This is a genomic window from Enterococcus sp. (assembly GCF_022711995.1).
Classification (GTDB): Bacteria; Bacillota; Bacilli; order Lactobacillales; family Enterococcaceae; genus Enterococcus_D.
In genome coordinates, this window is the sequence record NZ_JALAHI010000136.1 from 1 (window position 1) to 15,552 (window position 15,552).

Annotated in this window: 12 protein-coding genes; 3 read left to right on the forward strand and 9 right to left on the reverse strand. The window is 41.6% G+C overall.

Going from position 1 to position 15,552, the window contains the following annotated elements; translation table 11 throughout:
- From Q0A12_RS13445 to Q0A12_RS13465, 5 genes are all read right to left on the reverse strand, one after another.
- A partial coding sequence (locus tag Q0A12_RS13445; protein WP_291293144.1) for a WxL domain-containing protein occupies positions 1 to 1,033 on the reverse strand: 1,033 nt, incomplete at its 3' end.
- 741 nt (positions 1,034 to 1,774) lie between these two features.
- A complete protein-coding gene (locus tag Q0A12_RS13450; protein ID WP_291293145.1) occupies positions 1,775 to 2,890 on the reverse strand; it encodes an AI-2E family transporter in 1,116 nt (371 codons plus the stop codon).
- 540 nt (positions 2,891 to 3,430) lie between these two features.
- A complete protein-coding gene (locus Q0A12_RS13455; protein ID WP_071870149.1) occupies positions 3,431 to 3,562 on the reverse strand; it encodes a FeoB-associated Cys-rich membrane protein in 132 nt (43 codons plus the stop codon).
- The gene (gene feoB / locus Q0A12_RS13460) at positions 3,559 to 5,694 is read right to left on the reverse strand and encodes a ferrous iron transport protein B (RefSeq protein WP_291293146.1); all 2,136 of its coding nucleotides are present in this window, start codon (positions 5,692 to 5,694) and stop codon (positions 3,559 to 3,561) included. Before feoB ends, Q0A12_RS13455 begins: the two co-directional genes overlap by 4 nt.
- A complete protein-coding gene (locus Q0A12_RS13465; protein ID WP_291293147.1) occupies positions 5,691 to 6,158 on the reverse strand; it encodes a ferrous iron transport protein A in 468 nt (155 codons plus the stop codon). Before Q0A12_RS13465 ends, feoB begins: the two co-directional genes overlap by 4 nt.
- 359 nt (positions 6,159 to 6,517) lie before the next feature.
- Between Q0A12_RS13465 and nrdH the strand changes: the two genes are divergently transcribed.
- The 3 genes from nrdH to nrdF all read left to right on the forward strand — a co-directional run bounded on the left by nrdH (position 6,518) and on the right by nrdF (position 10,152).
- Positions 6,518 to 6,742: a glutaredoxin-like protein NrdH gene (gene nrdH, locus Q0A12_RS13470; protein WP_003127409.1), complete on the forward strand. Its 225-nt coding sequence runs from the start codon at positions 6,518 to 6,520 to the stop codon at positions 6,740 to 6,742.
- A gap of 99 nt (positions 6,743 to 6,841) precedes the next feature.
- Positions 6,842 to 9,001, forward strand: coding sequence for a class 1b ribonucleoside-diphosphate reductase subunit alpha (gene nrdE, locus Q0A12_RS13475; protein ID WP_291293148.1), 2,160 nt, complete (start codon positions 6,842 to 6,844; stop codon positions 8,999 to 9,001).
- A 182-nt stretch (positions 9,002 to 9,183) separates the two neighbouring features.
- Complete coding sequence (gene nrdF / locus Q0A12_RS13480) at positions 9,184 to 10,152, forward strand: class 1b ribonucleoside-diphosphate reductase subunit beta (protein ID WP_291293149.1); 969 nt, start codon at positions 9,184 to 9,186, stop codon at positions 10,150 to 10,152.
- A 57-nt stretch (positions 10,153 to 10,209) separates the two neighbouring features.
- On the opposite strand, the gene Q0A12_RS13485 is transcribed toward nrdF, so the two are convergent.
- The 4 genes from Q0A12_RS13485 to glpK all read right to left on the reverse strand — a co-directional run bounded on the left by Q0A12_RS13485 (position 10,210) and on the right by glpK (position 15,453).
- Entirely contained in the window at positions 10,210 to 11,223 is a 1,014-nt protein-coding gene (locus Q0A12_RS13485) for an alpha/beta hydrolase (RefSeq protein WP_291293150.1), read from the reverse strand.
- Between the two features lie 167 nt (positions 11,224 to 11,390).
- Entirely contained in the window at positions 11,391 to 12,107 is a 717-nt protein-coding gene (locus tag Q0A12_RS13490) for an MIP/aquaporin family protein (RefSeq protein WP_291293151.1), read from the reverse strand.
- 1 nt (position 12,108) lies between these two features.
- The gene (gene glpO / locus Q0A12_RS13495; protein ID WP_291293152.1) at positions 12,109 to 13,929 is read right to left on the reverse strand and encodes a type 1 glycerol-3-phosphate oxidase; all 1,821 of its coding nucleotides are present in this window, start codon (positions 13,927 to 13,929) and stop codon (positions 12,109 to 12,111) included.
- A gap of 3 nt (positions 13,930 to 13,932) precedes the next feature.
- Complete coding sequence (glpK, locus tag Q0A12_RS13500; RefSeq protein ID WP_291293153.1) at positions 13,933 to 15,453, reverse strand: glycerol kinase GlpK; 1,521 nt, start codon at positions 15,451 to 15,453, stop codon at positions 13,933 to 13,935.
- Between the last annotated feature and the right edge of the window lie 99 nt (positions 15,454 to 15,552).

The following is a 15,552-nucleotide window of genomic DNA, read 5'->3' on the forward strand; positions in this document are numbered from 1 at the left end:
AAGTTAATGCCGCCTTTTGTTCATCAGGAGATCGGAAAAACTTCATTGTTCCAAAAGTATGTGTTTCTGTATTTTTAAATCCCTTCAAAGTCCATTCCGCATAACTATCTAGAACATAAACTTTTAAATATTCCTCATTGTATTTTTTTTGATCTGGATCCTGTATTTCTTTAATAGCTTCTGCAGCTCTTTGCACCATGTCATAACTTAGGTCATCCATTTTTAGCTTCTTACATTGAGGATCTTTAAATAAATTTTTCACTTCGCTAATTATGTAGTCTGATTTCATCGGCGTAGACTCTAATGTCCATTGAATGCTTGTGCTAATATTTTGAGCTTTAGCTTTGCTGGCATCAGGAATTGTAAGTGAAACATTTTCTAATTCTAAATCATATACGCCATTAACAAATTGTTCTCCGGTTGTATACATTACCGGTTTGTTTTCTTGTGTTAGTGTCACACTGTCCATTTTAGCTACTTCTTCTTTTCCAGTCTTTTCCACCTGGTTAGTTAGATCTTGTGGCTGAAATGGTTTTTCCCCGTCATTCATATTTCTTTTTACTTTATTTGTATTAGAATCTATTGAGATGGACATTCCTTCAGTATCTTCGCCTATTTCACTATTTAGTTTGGCATAAAGTGTCCAGTCATTTGTACTTACCCGTCGTTTATCTTTTACGCCTATATTAAAAGTTTTTTCGCTTGTTCGACTTTCCTCTGTACTTTTACTTTTTAAAGCATTGATAGTTTGTGAACCTACAGTATCCTCTAATTTTACAGAGCTAAAATCAAAGGTTTCTGGCACATAAGAAATACCAAAATAACTATTATTGATTGTAGTTTTTTTGTTTAAGTCACTCGGTGGATTGGGATCGTGGCCCCCATTTTCTGATAAATTTAGTTTTCCTTGAAGCGATGTAGTTGCTTCAGAAGGCTCCGGATTAGTATGTTCAGTCGCAGAAGCGTATGTACCACCTAATGCAAGCATACTACTCAAAGTAATTGCTTTTAGCACTGCCTTACTTACCCTCATTTGTTTCATCCTTTCTTTTATTCAAATTGACAAAAACAGTATAGCTGAGTCTCGTTTCTTCATTTTTTCATTTTTTTATAAATAGCTAGAACTATTTAAAAAAATATAAAATCTTCTCTCAACGGCTTAAAACAGCAAGTATAACTAGCTTCTTTATCAAAAGGTATACTTTTATCAAACGATGATACGCCTGCTATCTCTATTTATTTTCTTCAACTATTATTAGATCTTATTTAAACCACAAAACAATCCCACTGTTAATCAGCGGGCTGCGGGGTCGATTTCCCTATCCATTGGATGGTAAACTTACGAGGCTAGGACATCATTGACGCTAGGCAGCATTCGATAAGAATGTTCGTAGTTGCATTTTTTCATTTTTTTAATTGGCATAAAAGGCGATAGAAATTCTCACCTCCTTTATTAACTTGCAGAATAATTACATGACTATCATTAGTCCCTATTCTTAGTTTTGCCAAAGGTTTCCTACTTACGCCATGGTTTGAGTGAATCAGCACAAAAAAAAGCACGTCTTCAAAAACATGAAAACGCACTTCTATTTCTTTATTACAAACAACTCTTCTCGTTCTTCATTAATATCTACCAAAGGTTTTAAAATCACAAAAATAATGCTACTAGCAGATTTAAAATGTTGCAAAAAATCACTAGCCTCACTTAGTGAACTGAAACTATTCCCTATCAGGAACCAACTTCCAAGAAATAACGTTAGTAGCTAATCTTTTCTCAAGCAGATAACCACTCAGATACCATGATCTTAAGGATTGCAGCAATAGGTACTGCTAAAAACATCCCAACAATACCAAAATAAGCTCCGCCAATAGTTATGGAAACGATAATGATGATCGGATTGATATTTAATGCGCCACCCATGATCCTTGGGCCAATCACATTTCCATCAATTTGCTGCAAAACTAATAAAGCCAGAAGAATCGTGATTGCTTTACTTAGTCCTCCCGTAAATAATGTAACCAACCCGGTAATTAGCGATGCAACTATCGAACCAAAGTATGGAATCATATTACAAATACCTAAAAGTAATGCTAACGTAATGGCATACTTTATTTGAAAAAGAGATAAAATGATTGTAGATAAGAACCAGATGATACATGCATCTAAAAATTGAGAGCTAATAAATTTATAAAAAACCACATGTGTCGTATGGATCCATCTTTTCGAATTTTCAAATACGGTTTTTGACATTAATTTCTGAGCGACTAACGAGACAAAGCGGAATATCGAATCTTTGTAAATCAAAACATAGATAGAAACCACAATCGATAAAAAACTATTCAAGACAAAACTTGACAGATTTTTTGTAAGTCCCCCTAATGATGAAACAACTTGTAGCCAGTTTGAAGAAAGATTATCCGTTGAAATCTGATTCGTGATTTCTGATAAAAATTGCTCAAGAGGAACTTGTTTTAAGATCCCTCTTTCCTCAAGTTCTTGGGTGTATCTAAGCACTGTTTCTTGAATTTGTGGAATTGCTGCTATCAAATCGTTGATATTTTTAATGATTAAGGGAATCAAGTAACTTAATAAGATAAACAAAAGAAAGAGAATCGATAGATACAATACGAGAATACTCAAGGAGTGACTAGCCGATTGAATCCCTCGAATCGGAATTTTTTCCAATAAAATTTTAAAACGATTTTGTAATCCGCTCAGCAAATAGGCAATAATAAAGCCTAAAATAAACGGAGACAAAATATGTAAAAATCCACCTAAGTGATTGAGTACTATCTGATAGTTTAAAATGATTAATGTTGCAATGATGATACTCATACAAAAGATAAATTTACTTCCCCACTGATTCCAATGGACATTTAACTTTTTCATCAAGTCACCTCAAATTTCTATTCTTTTATTTTCTCATCTTTCTATGAGATTTTTTTCAAGAGTTCCTACCTATAGAATGATAGGATAACAATTTCATATTTGGTAAATAAATCAAATTCAATGACTCGGCTCTTTTCAATGAATTTCGCCTGTCACTTCTTATTTATGTGCTTTTAAGCAAGTGTTTGTTCTTTTCGATCAACTCTAGGAGAAATATTCTTCGCTGACAGTTTGCCTTTCTTACCAACCTTTCGAGGGTTCATTTCGTAATAAGGTATAGCTAGAATAGCTGCAGTGGTAGCAGCCCTAGTATCTGTTCTCTTTTGCTTGACGATAATCATACCGCTCAGATGTCCGCTTTTGCACATTCATTTACAGATAACTATTATTTGTGTGCTTATATCTGCAATTAATCATACTAAAGAATCTGCTCTTTAAATAGCCCTTTCTTATAAAAAAACAGCTAGGCATTTCTGCCTAACTGCTTCACTCATCCTCGCTAGTCACTTAATAAAACTGGCGTTAGATTCATGGATGATTTTAGATTTTCTCTTCATGCTTTACCGGACAGCTTTGATGGCAATCGGAACAACTGCCTTTTTTGACCATTCGATAAAGGACTTTTCCTGCATAGCCAAAGATCACTAGACTTAAAAGAATCGTTGCAATCATTTTTCGCCTCCGACTACTTGTAATAGTGGTGAATTTTTTTGTTGGGGTCTCTTTATCAAAGCAAACAGCAACAAGCCAAGAACAATCAATGCTGCCAAGGTTCCTACTGTCAGTTGTCCGCCTTCAAAGAAGACATGCCCGAATTGGTAAACAATTAGACTTGCGCAATAAGCCAGTCCACACTGGTAACTAATAGCCAACCAAGTCCACTTGCTATCCCCCATCTCACGATGGATCGCGCCAATCGCTGCAAAACAAGGGGCACACAATAAGTTAAAAATCAAAAAGGAGTAGGCGGCTACTGCGGTGTAATCGCCTCGCAGCACTTGCCAGATTTCGGTGCCGTTTTCTGACACACCACTTTGGCCGTATAAAATCCCAAACGTGCCGATAACATTTTCTTTTGCCACCAACCCTGTAATGGTGGCCACGGCACCTCGCCAAGTGCCCCAGCCTAGGGGCGCAAAAATCGGCGCCAACAAACGGCCGAAAAAGGCTAAGATGCTCTTTTCTTCCCCTACTCGATCAAAGGTAAAGTTGTAGCTAGAGGTAAACCAGATAAAGATACATGCAACGAAGATGATCGTTCCGGCTTTTTTGATGAAAGCTACTGCTCGATCAATCGCGCTTTTCAACACGGTTCCTAGTTGCGGCAAATGATAGGCAGGCAATTCCATGATAAAGGGTGCTGGATCCCCGGCAAAAAGAGCGGTCTTTTTCAGTGCAATGCCTGATAAAATAATGGCTCCCATCCCAATGAAGTAAGCCGATGGTGCGACCCATGAGCTTCCGGGAAAGAACGCCCCGGAAATCAATGCAATGATTGGCAGTTTGGCAGAGCAAGGCATAAAAGTCGTAACCATGACTGTCAAACGGCGATCTTTTTCATTTTCGATGGTTCGGCTAGCCATGACCCCTGGAACCCCACAGCCAGTAGCGATCAGCATCGGAATGAAGGATTTCCCAGATAAGCCAAACTTGCGAAACAAACGATCCATCACAAAAGCGATTCGTGCCATATAGCCGCAATCTTCTAATAAAGCCAAACAGAAGAACAGGACAAAGATCTGCGGCACAAAGCCGAGGACTGCCCCCACGCCTGCTACGATCCCATCTTGGATCAATTCTTGGAGCCATTGTGCCACTTGCCATTGTTCCATCAAGCGTTGTAGGGTATCCGGTACCCAACTGCCAAATAACACATCATTGACCCAATCTGTGCCCATCGTGCCTATTGTTTGGATGGATAAAAAGTAGATTCCCCACATGAAAAAAGCAAAAATCGGTAACGCCAATATGCGGTGGGTCAAGACACGGTCGATTTTATCACTTAAGGACAAACGATATTCCTCTTCCTTGATCGTCGCTAGATTCAACAACTGCTGAATGAATTCATACCGTTCATTTACTATAATCGCATCACTGTGCTCGTCAAAAATCATTTCCGTAATTTTGATGATTTCCGCTAATTCTTTTTCATTGCTGGGGGTCAAAGTGACTTGTTGACGAATCAATTCGTCACCTTCAAACAGTTTGATTGCAACCCACCGACGTTTGCTTTCAGAAATTTCTTCGGGCAAAAGGGCCTTGATCTCTGCTAAGGCAGCCTCTAACCGGGAATCATAGACAACCACTGAGTCGCCATTTCCGGCTTTTTTCTTTCCGGCATCGATCAGCTTATTCAGTCCGTGTTGTTTCAAGGCACTGATGCCCACAACCGGTACGCCTAAGCCATAGGCTAGCTTCTCAAAGTTGATTTGGATCCCTTTTCGCTTCAAAAGGTCGATCATATTGACCCCCACCACTGTTGGCAACTCCATTTCCAGTAATTGCAAAGTGAGATAGAGGTTTCGTTCCAAATTTGTGCCATCAACAATATCTAAGACAGTATCGATGGGGGCTTCTGCCAAATAGTTTCGGGAGATCACTTCTTCAGGGGTATAAGGGGATAAAGAATAGATCCCCGGCAGATCCTGGATCGTGATTTCTTTGGCTTTGCGGAGCTTTCCTGATTTCCGTTCGACTGTCACTCCCGGCCAGTTTCCTACGGTTTGCTTGGCGCCAGTCAGCTGATTGAAGGCACTTGTTTTGCCGCTGTTGGGGTTGCCAACTAATGCGAATTGATAGTTCATTCCTCTACTCCTTTTTCAACAAAAACAAACGCAGCTTCTTGTTTTCTCAATGACAGCTCATAGCCTCTGATACGAATTTCGATCGGGTCCCCCAAAGGAGCCAGCTTAACGACACGGATCGGAACATTTTTTGTGATGCCCATGTCCATCAATCGTCGTCGCAATGCGCCTGTCGTTGCGATCTTCGCCACATTGCCCCATTCTCCTACTTGCAGTTGATCTAGGGACGTCAAAACAGTCTGTTGTTTTTTCTCCGATACTTCAATTTGTGCCATGACACTTGCATCGAGAGCGATTCGATTGTCTTGATGCAGGATGATGCCGCTCTTACGACTTTTTTGAACCATGAGAATTTCAACGCCGACACGCAGGCCCAAATCATTTAAGTGCGCCGTAATATTCTTAGGTGTTGCGATCGCTTCGATTTGATAGATTCTGGAGGCCTCTGTTTGCGCCATTTTCATGATTTTTTACCCCTTTTGTGAAAAAATTCTAGACTTTTTTCTTGTTAATTGAGAATGATTATCATTATAATAGTGCGATTTATCAACAAAGTCAATCTTTTTTCAACATCGAAATTGAAAGTTCGTTCACAATTCGATTTTTTTTTACACACCACCACTGTATATTCTCGCTTCGAATTCACAATAAAGCGCGATTTTCTGGGAAAAATCACTGTTTTTCGCTTGTATAAAAACCAGATAGACACTATAAATTGTGTATGTTTTTTTCACAAGCACAATATGTAGTGTTTTTTCGTTGACTTTCTCCTAGACTTATTTATACTAGATTTATAACCATTACTGTCATGGAGGAAATCATTATGAATATTAAACTATTTTCAAAAAATAACTGTATGCAATGTAAAATGGCTAAACGCTTTTTAAGCGATAACCATATTTCTTTTGAAGAAATCAATATCGACAACCAGCCTGAAGCAATTGAGTTTTTGAAAGAACAAGGATTCCAAAGTGTTCCAATCATCACTTCTGATGCACAAACAATCATTGGCTTCCGTCCCGATCAATTACGTCAATTGGCCAGCTAAGTAGTCTTTTAACCAATGTGTTTTTGGAGGATTTGTCAGTCGTAAAGACCTGCAGATCCTTTTTTATACGATCAAAACAAGAAAAGAGGTTGCCTTTCTATGAGCTTAAAAGAAATCAAAGATGTAAGCTATTTTAAATTGAATAATGAGATCAACCGCCCCGTCGATGGACAGATCCCTCTACATAAAGATAAAGAGGCCTTAGCGGCTTTTTTTAAAGAAAATGTTGAGCCAAATACGATGACTTTCCCTTCGGTCACTGACAAAATCAATTACTTGATTGAACATGACTACTTAGAAGAAGCATTTATTCGGAAGTATCGTCCTGCGTTTATCGAAGAACTTTATCAGTTTTTATCTGAACAAAATTTTACTTTCAAGTCCTTTATGGCAGCATACAAGTTTTATTCCCAATATGCGTTGAAAACCAATGATAGCACAGCCTATTTGGAAAGCTATGAAGACCGTGTGGCATTCAATGCCCTCTATTTTGCAGATGGCGATGAAGAATTGGCTTTGGCTTTGGCAGATGAAATGATCTATCAACGCTATCAACCGGCAACCCCTTCTTTCTTGAATGCTGGTCGTAAACGTCGAGGAGAACTGGTTTCTTGTTTCTTGATCCAATTGACCGATGATATGAATGCGATCGGTCGGGGCATCAATTCCGCATTGCAACTTTCTCGGATCGGCGGCGGCGTGGGCATTACGTTGTCGAACTTGCGGGAAGCTGGGGCACCTATCAAAGGGTATGAAGGAGCTGCCAGCGGTGTGATGCCGGTCATGAAATTGTTCGAAGATAGCTTTAGCTACTCCAATCAGCTAGGTCAACGTCAAGGTGCGGGTGTCGTCTATCTGAACGTGTTCCATCCAGACATCATTAGTTTCCTGTCTGCCAAAAAGGAAAATGCGGATGAAAAAATTCGGGTCAAAACCCTTTCTCTTGGCGTGATCGTACCGGATAAATTCTATGAATTGACCCGGAAAAATGAAGATATGTATTTATTCAGCCCTTATAGTGTCGAAAAAGAATATGGGATTCCATTTTCTTACATCGACATCACCAAAGAATACGATAATTTAGTGATGAACCCTAAGATTCGTAAAACCAAAATCAAAGCTCGGGATCTTGAAAATGAAATCTCCAAATTGCAACAAGAATCCGGCTATCCTTACATTATCAATATTGATACGGCCAATCGTTCCAACCCGATCGATGGCAAAATCATTATGAGTAACCTTTGTTCCGAGATCTTGCAAGTGCAAGAGCCTTCAGTGATCAACGGCAAGCAAGAATATGAAGTGCTGGGTACCGATATCAGTTGTAATCTTGGTTCAACGAACATCGTCAACTTGATGGATAGTCCTGATTTTGGAAAATCCGTTCGTGCCATGACTCGTGCATTGACTTTCGTTACAGATGCCTCTGACATCGACGTTGTTCCTTCTATTCAAAATGGGAATGCATTGAACCATACGATTGGTTTAGGTGCGATGGGCTTGCATACCTACTTTGCCAAAAATCAAATGGAATATGGTTCTCCTGAATCACTGGAATTCACAGATATCTACTTCATGTTGTTGAATTATTGGACATTAGTAGAAAGCAATGCCATTGCCAAAGAACGGGGCGAAGTGTTCCATAACTTTGAGAAATCCGCCTATGCAGACGGCAGCTATTTCACCGACTATATTACCGGAAAGTATCAACCACAATCGGAACAAATCAAATCACTATTTGATGGGGTCTTTATTCCTTCTGGAGAAGATTGGGCGGCATTGGCAGAAGCAGTCAAAAAAGACGGCTTGTACCACCAAAACCGTTTAGCGGTTGCACCAAATGGTTCCATCTCTTATATCAATGATACTAGTGCCAGCATCCATCCCATCACACGAATGATCGAAGAACGCCAAGAAAAGAAAATCGGGAAGATTTACTATCCTGCGCCTTACTTGAGCAACGATACGATTGGTTACTATCGTTCAGCCTATGATATGGATATGCGTAAAGTCATAGATGTTTATGCCACGGCACAAAAACACGTGGACCAAGGAATGAGTATGACTCTCTTCATGCGTTCAGAGATTCCAGAAGGCCTTTATGAATGGAAAGAAACCAGCAAGCAGACAACCCGTGACTTGAATATTCTGCGCCATTACGCGTTCCACAAAGGAATCAAATCGATTTACTATGTACGGACCTTTACGGATGACGCAGAAGAAATCGGCAGCAATCAATGTGAAAGCTGTGTGATTTAATCACGGGCATGAAGCAAGCCATGCACTGACTAGGAACAAAAAAGCGAGCGGATTGAATTCAATCGTCTTTATCGCGGGATCAAAGAGCATCCCCAGAGATGACTGGCAGAAGCAACGAGCAATCAGGCGGACTTCTTTTGTTCCTGTCTCTTGTATCAAGATTACTATTGGAGGAACCTACGATGGGCAAAACTTATTATGAAGCAATCAACTGGAATGCGATTGAAGACATCATCGATAAATCAACTTGGGAAAAACTGACGGAACAATTTTGGCTGGACACACGTATTCCATTATCCAATGATTTAGATGACTGGCGGACACTTTCTGATCTGGAAAAAACGACAGTTGGTTATGTGTTCGGCGGTCTGACATTGCTGGATACCGTCCAATCAGAAAGCGGAATGGAGCAACTGCGTAAAGATGTCCGCACACCCCATGAAGAAGCTGTTTTAAACAATATTCAATTCATGGAATCCGTCCACGCAAAAAGTTATTCTTCCATCTTCAGTACATTGAATACGAAAGCGGAGATCGACGATATTTTTGAATGGACCAACACCAATCCTTATCTGCAAAAGAAAGCAGAACGGATCAATGAAATCTACAAAAATGGCACACCGCTTGAAAAGAAAATCGCTAGCGTCTTTCTCGAAACCTTTCTTTTTTATTCCGGTTTTTATACACCGCTCTATTACCTAGGCAATAACAAATTGGCTAACGTTGCCGAGATCATTAAACTGATCATCCGGGATGAATCGGTTCACGGTACGTATATCGGCTATAAATTCCAATTAGGTTTCAATGAGCTTCCTGAAGAGGAACAACAACGGTTGAAGGACTGGATGTACGATTTGTTGTATGAATTGTATGAAAATGAAGAACGCTATACCGAAGAATTGTACGATCCAATTGGTTGGACCGAAGACGTCAAAACGTTCTTGCGCTACAATGCCAACAAAGCATTGATGAACTTAGGCCAAGACCCGCTGTTTCCAGATACGGCCAATGATGTCAATCCAATTGTCATGAATGGGATCTCAACCGGAACCAGCAACCACGATTTCTTCTCTCAAGTAGGAAATGGCTATCTGTTAGGTACCGTTGAAGCCATGAAAGACGACGATTATTTCATCGGTCTTGATGATTAAAAAAAAGCTTGGCCCTCTATTGCTAAAGGGTCAAGCTTTTTTTCGCGTTTTGAAGCATTACAACATGCTATTTTTAAGGAAATCGAGGGTTTCATCCAAGCATTTCTGTGACTCTGCCAACGAATAATCAAATTGGTATTCGTGATTGACTGCTTCTGGTGCATCTTTATAAAACAAAGATTTGACCGGTACGTCTAATTCTTGCAGTTTCTGATCAAAAGCGATTCCTTGATCTTGGAAAGAATAGGCATTGCCGTCGGTGATATAGGTTGGCGGGAATTCTTTGGTCAATTTATTTACCAGTGAGACTTGCTGCAATTCTTTGCTGTTCTTCCAGTCTTTGGTTCCTAATAATGACCAAGCCACTGTTTTAACAAAGAATTTCATAAATCGATCATCCGAAGTTTGCTGGGCCATTTGTTTTAAATCAACAGGTCCGCAGTAGGAAATAAATCCTTTTAGGTCATCGACTGGTATCACCTGTGCCATCTTCATCTCCTCGGCATAATCCGGATTGCTCTGAATCGCTAAAAATTGGCCGGCGATTTGTGAGCCAGCAGAGTCTCCGCCAAAAATAACTTGTTTAAAGTCTAGCATCGGATACTGGTCAGCCGCTTGCTTGATCGATTGGTAGGCTTGATTGATTTGTTTGACTTGTCCTGGGTATTCTAAACTAGGTGCCCACTCATAATTCAGTGACACCACCGCCACTTGCCCACGATCTGCTGAATAAGTCGCAAATTCTTTGGTTCCTTCCTTGTCACCACCGACATAGCCGCCGCCATGTACCCAAAATACGACGGGTAATGCTTTTTCGGCTCCTTTGGGGTAATAAAGGTCAAAGGTACTCCGATCATAGTCAGAGGTATACGTCAGATCATTTTTTACCGTCACACGGGAGAGACTTTCTTGATAGGCGGTTTCATCTGTGATCTTCACCTCGTCATTAAACATTTTACCGATCAAATAAGCACCCGGACGTGGGGATACTTGAAAGGCAATCAGTACGACTACTGCTAGTGTCACTAGAATACCGACCAGCCATAAACAAACACGCAAAATTTTTTTCACACATAGGCTCCTTTTTTCTTTTTTCTGTTCTTTTTTCAGTTCTTTTTTCAGCTCTTTTATTTAACCACTTTTGGCTTAAAATTTCAATCAACCCAAGACATACACACAAAAAAAAGAATCGACAGCAGTCAAACAGACTGCCATCGATTCTTTGAGGAATAAGTCAATTAGAGGGGTAAAACCATGAATAGTCCAGCAGCTAATGCGGCACCGATAAATGGTCCTACGATCGGTACAAAGGCATAGCCCCAGTCTGAAGTCCCTTTATTTTTGATTGGCAAAATTTGGTGGGCGATCCGTGGACCTAAATCTCGGGCTGGGTTGATGGCATAGCCTGTAGGTCCCCCTAAAGAAAGACCGATTGCCAAAATCAAGATTCCGACTACGATGGGATTTAAGCCATCCGTAAAGGTATTTGCACCAAATGCCAATAAGCCAAAGACTAAAACAAACGTCCCGATCACTTCAGTCATTGTATTCGCGGCTAAGTTACGGACTGCAGGTCCCGTGGCAAAGGTTCCCAAGATAGCCCCTTGATCTTCTGTTTCATCCCATAATGGCAGATAGTTGAGCCAGACAAGAATTGCGCCGACGATCCCCCCTGCTAGCTGTGCCAGCATGAAAGGAACTGCCAATCCCCAAGAAAAATTCCCTGTCATGGCCATGCCTAATGTCACGGCCGGATTCAAATGTGCAGGTCCCATAAAACCAGAAGCATACACAGCAATCGTTACGGCTGTTGCCCAACCAGCCGCAATCACGATCCAGCCAGAACCTTCCGCTTTACTCTTTTTCAGATTGACCGCTGCACAAACACCATCCCCTAATAAAACTAAGATCGCTGTTCCCAGAAACTCACTAAAGATTTGTGTTGCATCACTCATATCATTCTCCTCCTTTTAAGGCACTCAAATCCGATTCCGCTATTACTTGATCCAATTCTTCGGCATACATTTGCTTATCTGCAGCTGTCCATTCAAAGTAATCCGCCATTGCATCGATCACCCCAACCTTGACTTCATCCAATGTGTCCCGCATAAAGAGAACATGATTGGTCCGTCGCAATAAATAATCTACCGGTGTCAGGACGAGTTCTTCCTGCAGTGCATAATTCAACGCCGTGCTTTCTTTTTCATCCAATCCGGCAAATGTCGTTTTATAAGTAAGAACTTGCGGTAAGTTCGATCCGTAAAGCTCTGCCAAGTAGCGCGCATCTTCTGGGGAAAAACCGGCAGCTTCTGCTGTTTGCGCCAGACGCTTCAGTTCTTCTTCCACATTGGCCGGATCAATCTCACCACCGGAGACCGGATAACGTGTGGAATCCACCAATTCAAAAGATTGTCCTTTTTCAGCCAGCAATTCATTGATCCGTTTGACAGCTCCTTCGGCCATTAAACGATAGTCGGTGATCTTGCCTCCTGCCAGTGTCAATAGGCCATCTTGAGACATTTCCAAGCTGCTGCCCCGAGAGACTTGCGAAGGATCCACACTGCTGGCCTCTAGCCGTTCTTCGGCTTGTTTGATGGCTTGTTCAACTTGCGGCCGTTTGCGATGATCCTCCAAATACGCTTCGACGGTTTGCACGATTTGATCAAAGCTTTCATCTGAAAGTTTGCTTTTGGCTCCGCCATTGTAATCAGAACCGCCATTTCCTGTGATCAATGGCCGTAGCCCTGCCCAGCTAGCTTCGATGTCTTCCAGTTGGATCTCAGCTTCCGGAAAACGATGATTGATGATTTCTAAAAGATAATCCACATCTTCTTGTGTCACTGTCGGATGGGCAAAATCGCCTGTATAATCGGTATCCGTCGTTCCAAAATACGTTTTGTTCTCTCTAGGAACCACAAAAACCATCCGACCGTCGTTTTTACCTGTATCGAAATACGTTGGTTGCGGTACTTTTAATTTTTCACGATCCACCACTAAATGGACCCCTTTGGTTGGGCGCATTTGCGGCGGTAAATTATCATTACTGTCTAATTCTCGAAGGATGTCAGACCATGGTCCAGTGGTATTGATGACCACTTTCGCATGGATAGCAAATTGTTCTTTTGTTAGTTGATCTTCTACTTGAACACCATTGATCTTGCCGTCTTCATCATGAAGCATACCGACAACCTTGGCTTTACTGATCATGGTCCCGCCATCTTGATGGGCTCGTTTGATATTTTCGATCACTAGACGGGCATCGTTGTTGCGGAAGTCCAGATAGACTCCGCCCCCCATCAAGTTCTCATGTTGCAACTGGGGTTCTCGCTCCAATACTTCTTCTTTCGTCAGGGTGTAATTGGCATATTGACTATCCGTGACATTAGCTAGTCGATCATAAAGATCCATCGCCACTTTGACAGAAAAAAGATTAAAGGTAGCACCAGGCTCATCATAAATCGGTAACAGCATCGGATCCGGTTTAGGGATATGAGGGGCAATCTGTTGCACGATCGCCCGTTCTCTGACTGTGTCGGCGACGACTTCAACATCAAAGGTTTTCAAATAGCGAATGCCTCCGTGAACCAGTTTCGTTGAGCGAGAAGAAGTTCCTTCGGCAAAATCCTGCATCTCCACTAGGATCGTTTTCATGCCGGCAGCCGCCGTTTGCACGGCGACTCCAGCACCAGTGATCCCGCCACCGATGATCAATACATCATATTCCTCATTCTTGGCTCGTGCCAAGGCTTGTTGTCGATCTTTGTAAGAAAAAGTCATGGCTTATTTGCCTTCTTTCTTGACTTTGAATTTAAACATCTGTGTGGCTGCCACAGCTTGTTTCCAGCCTTCATAAAGGTTTTCCCGTTCATCCGCAGGCATTTCCGGTGTAAACAGCTGACCATCTTCTGCCATTGCCTTTAATTCATCCAAGTCTTTCCAGAAACCAACGGCTAAACCAGCTAAGTAAGCAGCACCCAGTGCAGTGGTCTCTAGATTAGCGGCCCGTTGTACTTCAATGTCCAAGATATCTGCTTGGAATTGCATCAAAAGGTCATTCTTCGCTGCCCCACCGTCCACTTTCAATAATGGGATATCGATTCCTGAATCCTTCTTCATGGTGTCGATGACATCTTTCGATTGATATGCGACTGCTTGTAAGGTCGCCCGTACAAAGTCTTCTTTCGTCGTACCGCGAGTCAAGCCAAAGACGGCTCCTCGTGCATCAGAATCCCAGTAAGGTGCGCCTAATCCAGTAAAGGCTGGTACCACGTAGACTTCATTGGCGCCGGTGGCTTTGGCAGCCAGTTCTTCGGATTGCGGAGACGTTTCAATCATGCGTAAGCCGTCTCGCAGCCATTGAATCGCCGAACCGGCCACAAAGATACTTCCTTCTAGTGCATAATACACTTTACCGTTGATTCCATAGCCAATCGTGGTCAATAAATCATTGTCGGATAATTGTGGTTCTTCACCGGTATTCATGACGATAAACGCCCCGGTACCGTAAGTATTTTTGATCATGCCTTTTTCAAAGGCCATTTGGCCAAAGAGCGCTGCTTGTTGGTCTCCTGCCATTCCGGCAATCGGTACTTCACTGCCGTAAAAATGATAGCTGCGGGTATGTCCGTAGACTTCGGAATTGCTTTTAACTTCTGGTAACATGACTGCTGGAATATTTAATAAGTCCAAAATTTCTTTGTCCCACTCTAATTTGTGGATATTGTAAAGCATGGTCCGGCTGGCATTGGAATAATCGGTGACATGCACTTGACCATCCGTTAATTTCCAGACAAGCCACGAATCAATGGTCCCGAATAAGAGCTCTCCATTCTCGGCTTTTTCTTGCGCGCCTTCCACATGATCCAGCAACCAACGAATTTTCGTAGCTGAGAAGTACGCATCGATCACCAAACCAGTCTTTTCATGGATCATGTCTGTGTGACCATCTGCTTTTAGCTGATCTGCAATTGGAGAAGATTGCCGCGATTGCCAAACGATTGCATTGGCGATTGGTTGACCGGTATTTTTATCCCAAACAACTGTTGTTTCCCGTTGGTTTGTGATACCGATGCCAGCGATGGCTTCTGGGCGAATCCCAGATTCGATAAATGCCCCTGCGATAACCGATTGAACAGAGTTCCAGATTTCATTGGCATTGTGCTCTACCCAACCAGATTTTGGAAAATATTGCGGAAATTCTTTTTGTGAGCTGCCGACATTTTTCCCGTTGCGGTCAAAAATAATTGCTCTTGAACTTGTCGTCCCTTGATCGATCGCCATAATATAATTTTTCTCTGCCATATTTCTCTCTCCTTTAAATTTAATTGCTTGGATTTCTTGATACCGCTTTCTTACTTTTCATCTTACTCGAATTTTCAGTCGTGATCTCGTCAACTTTTT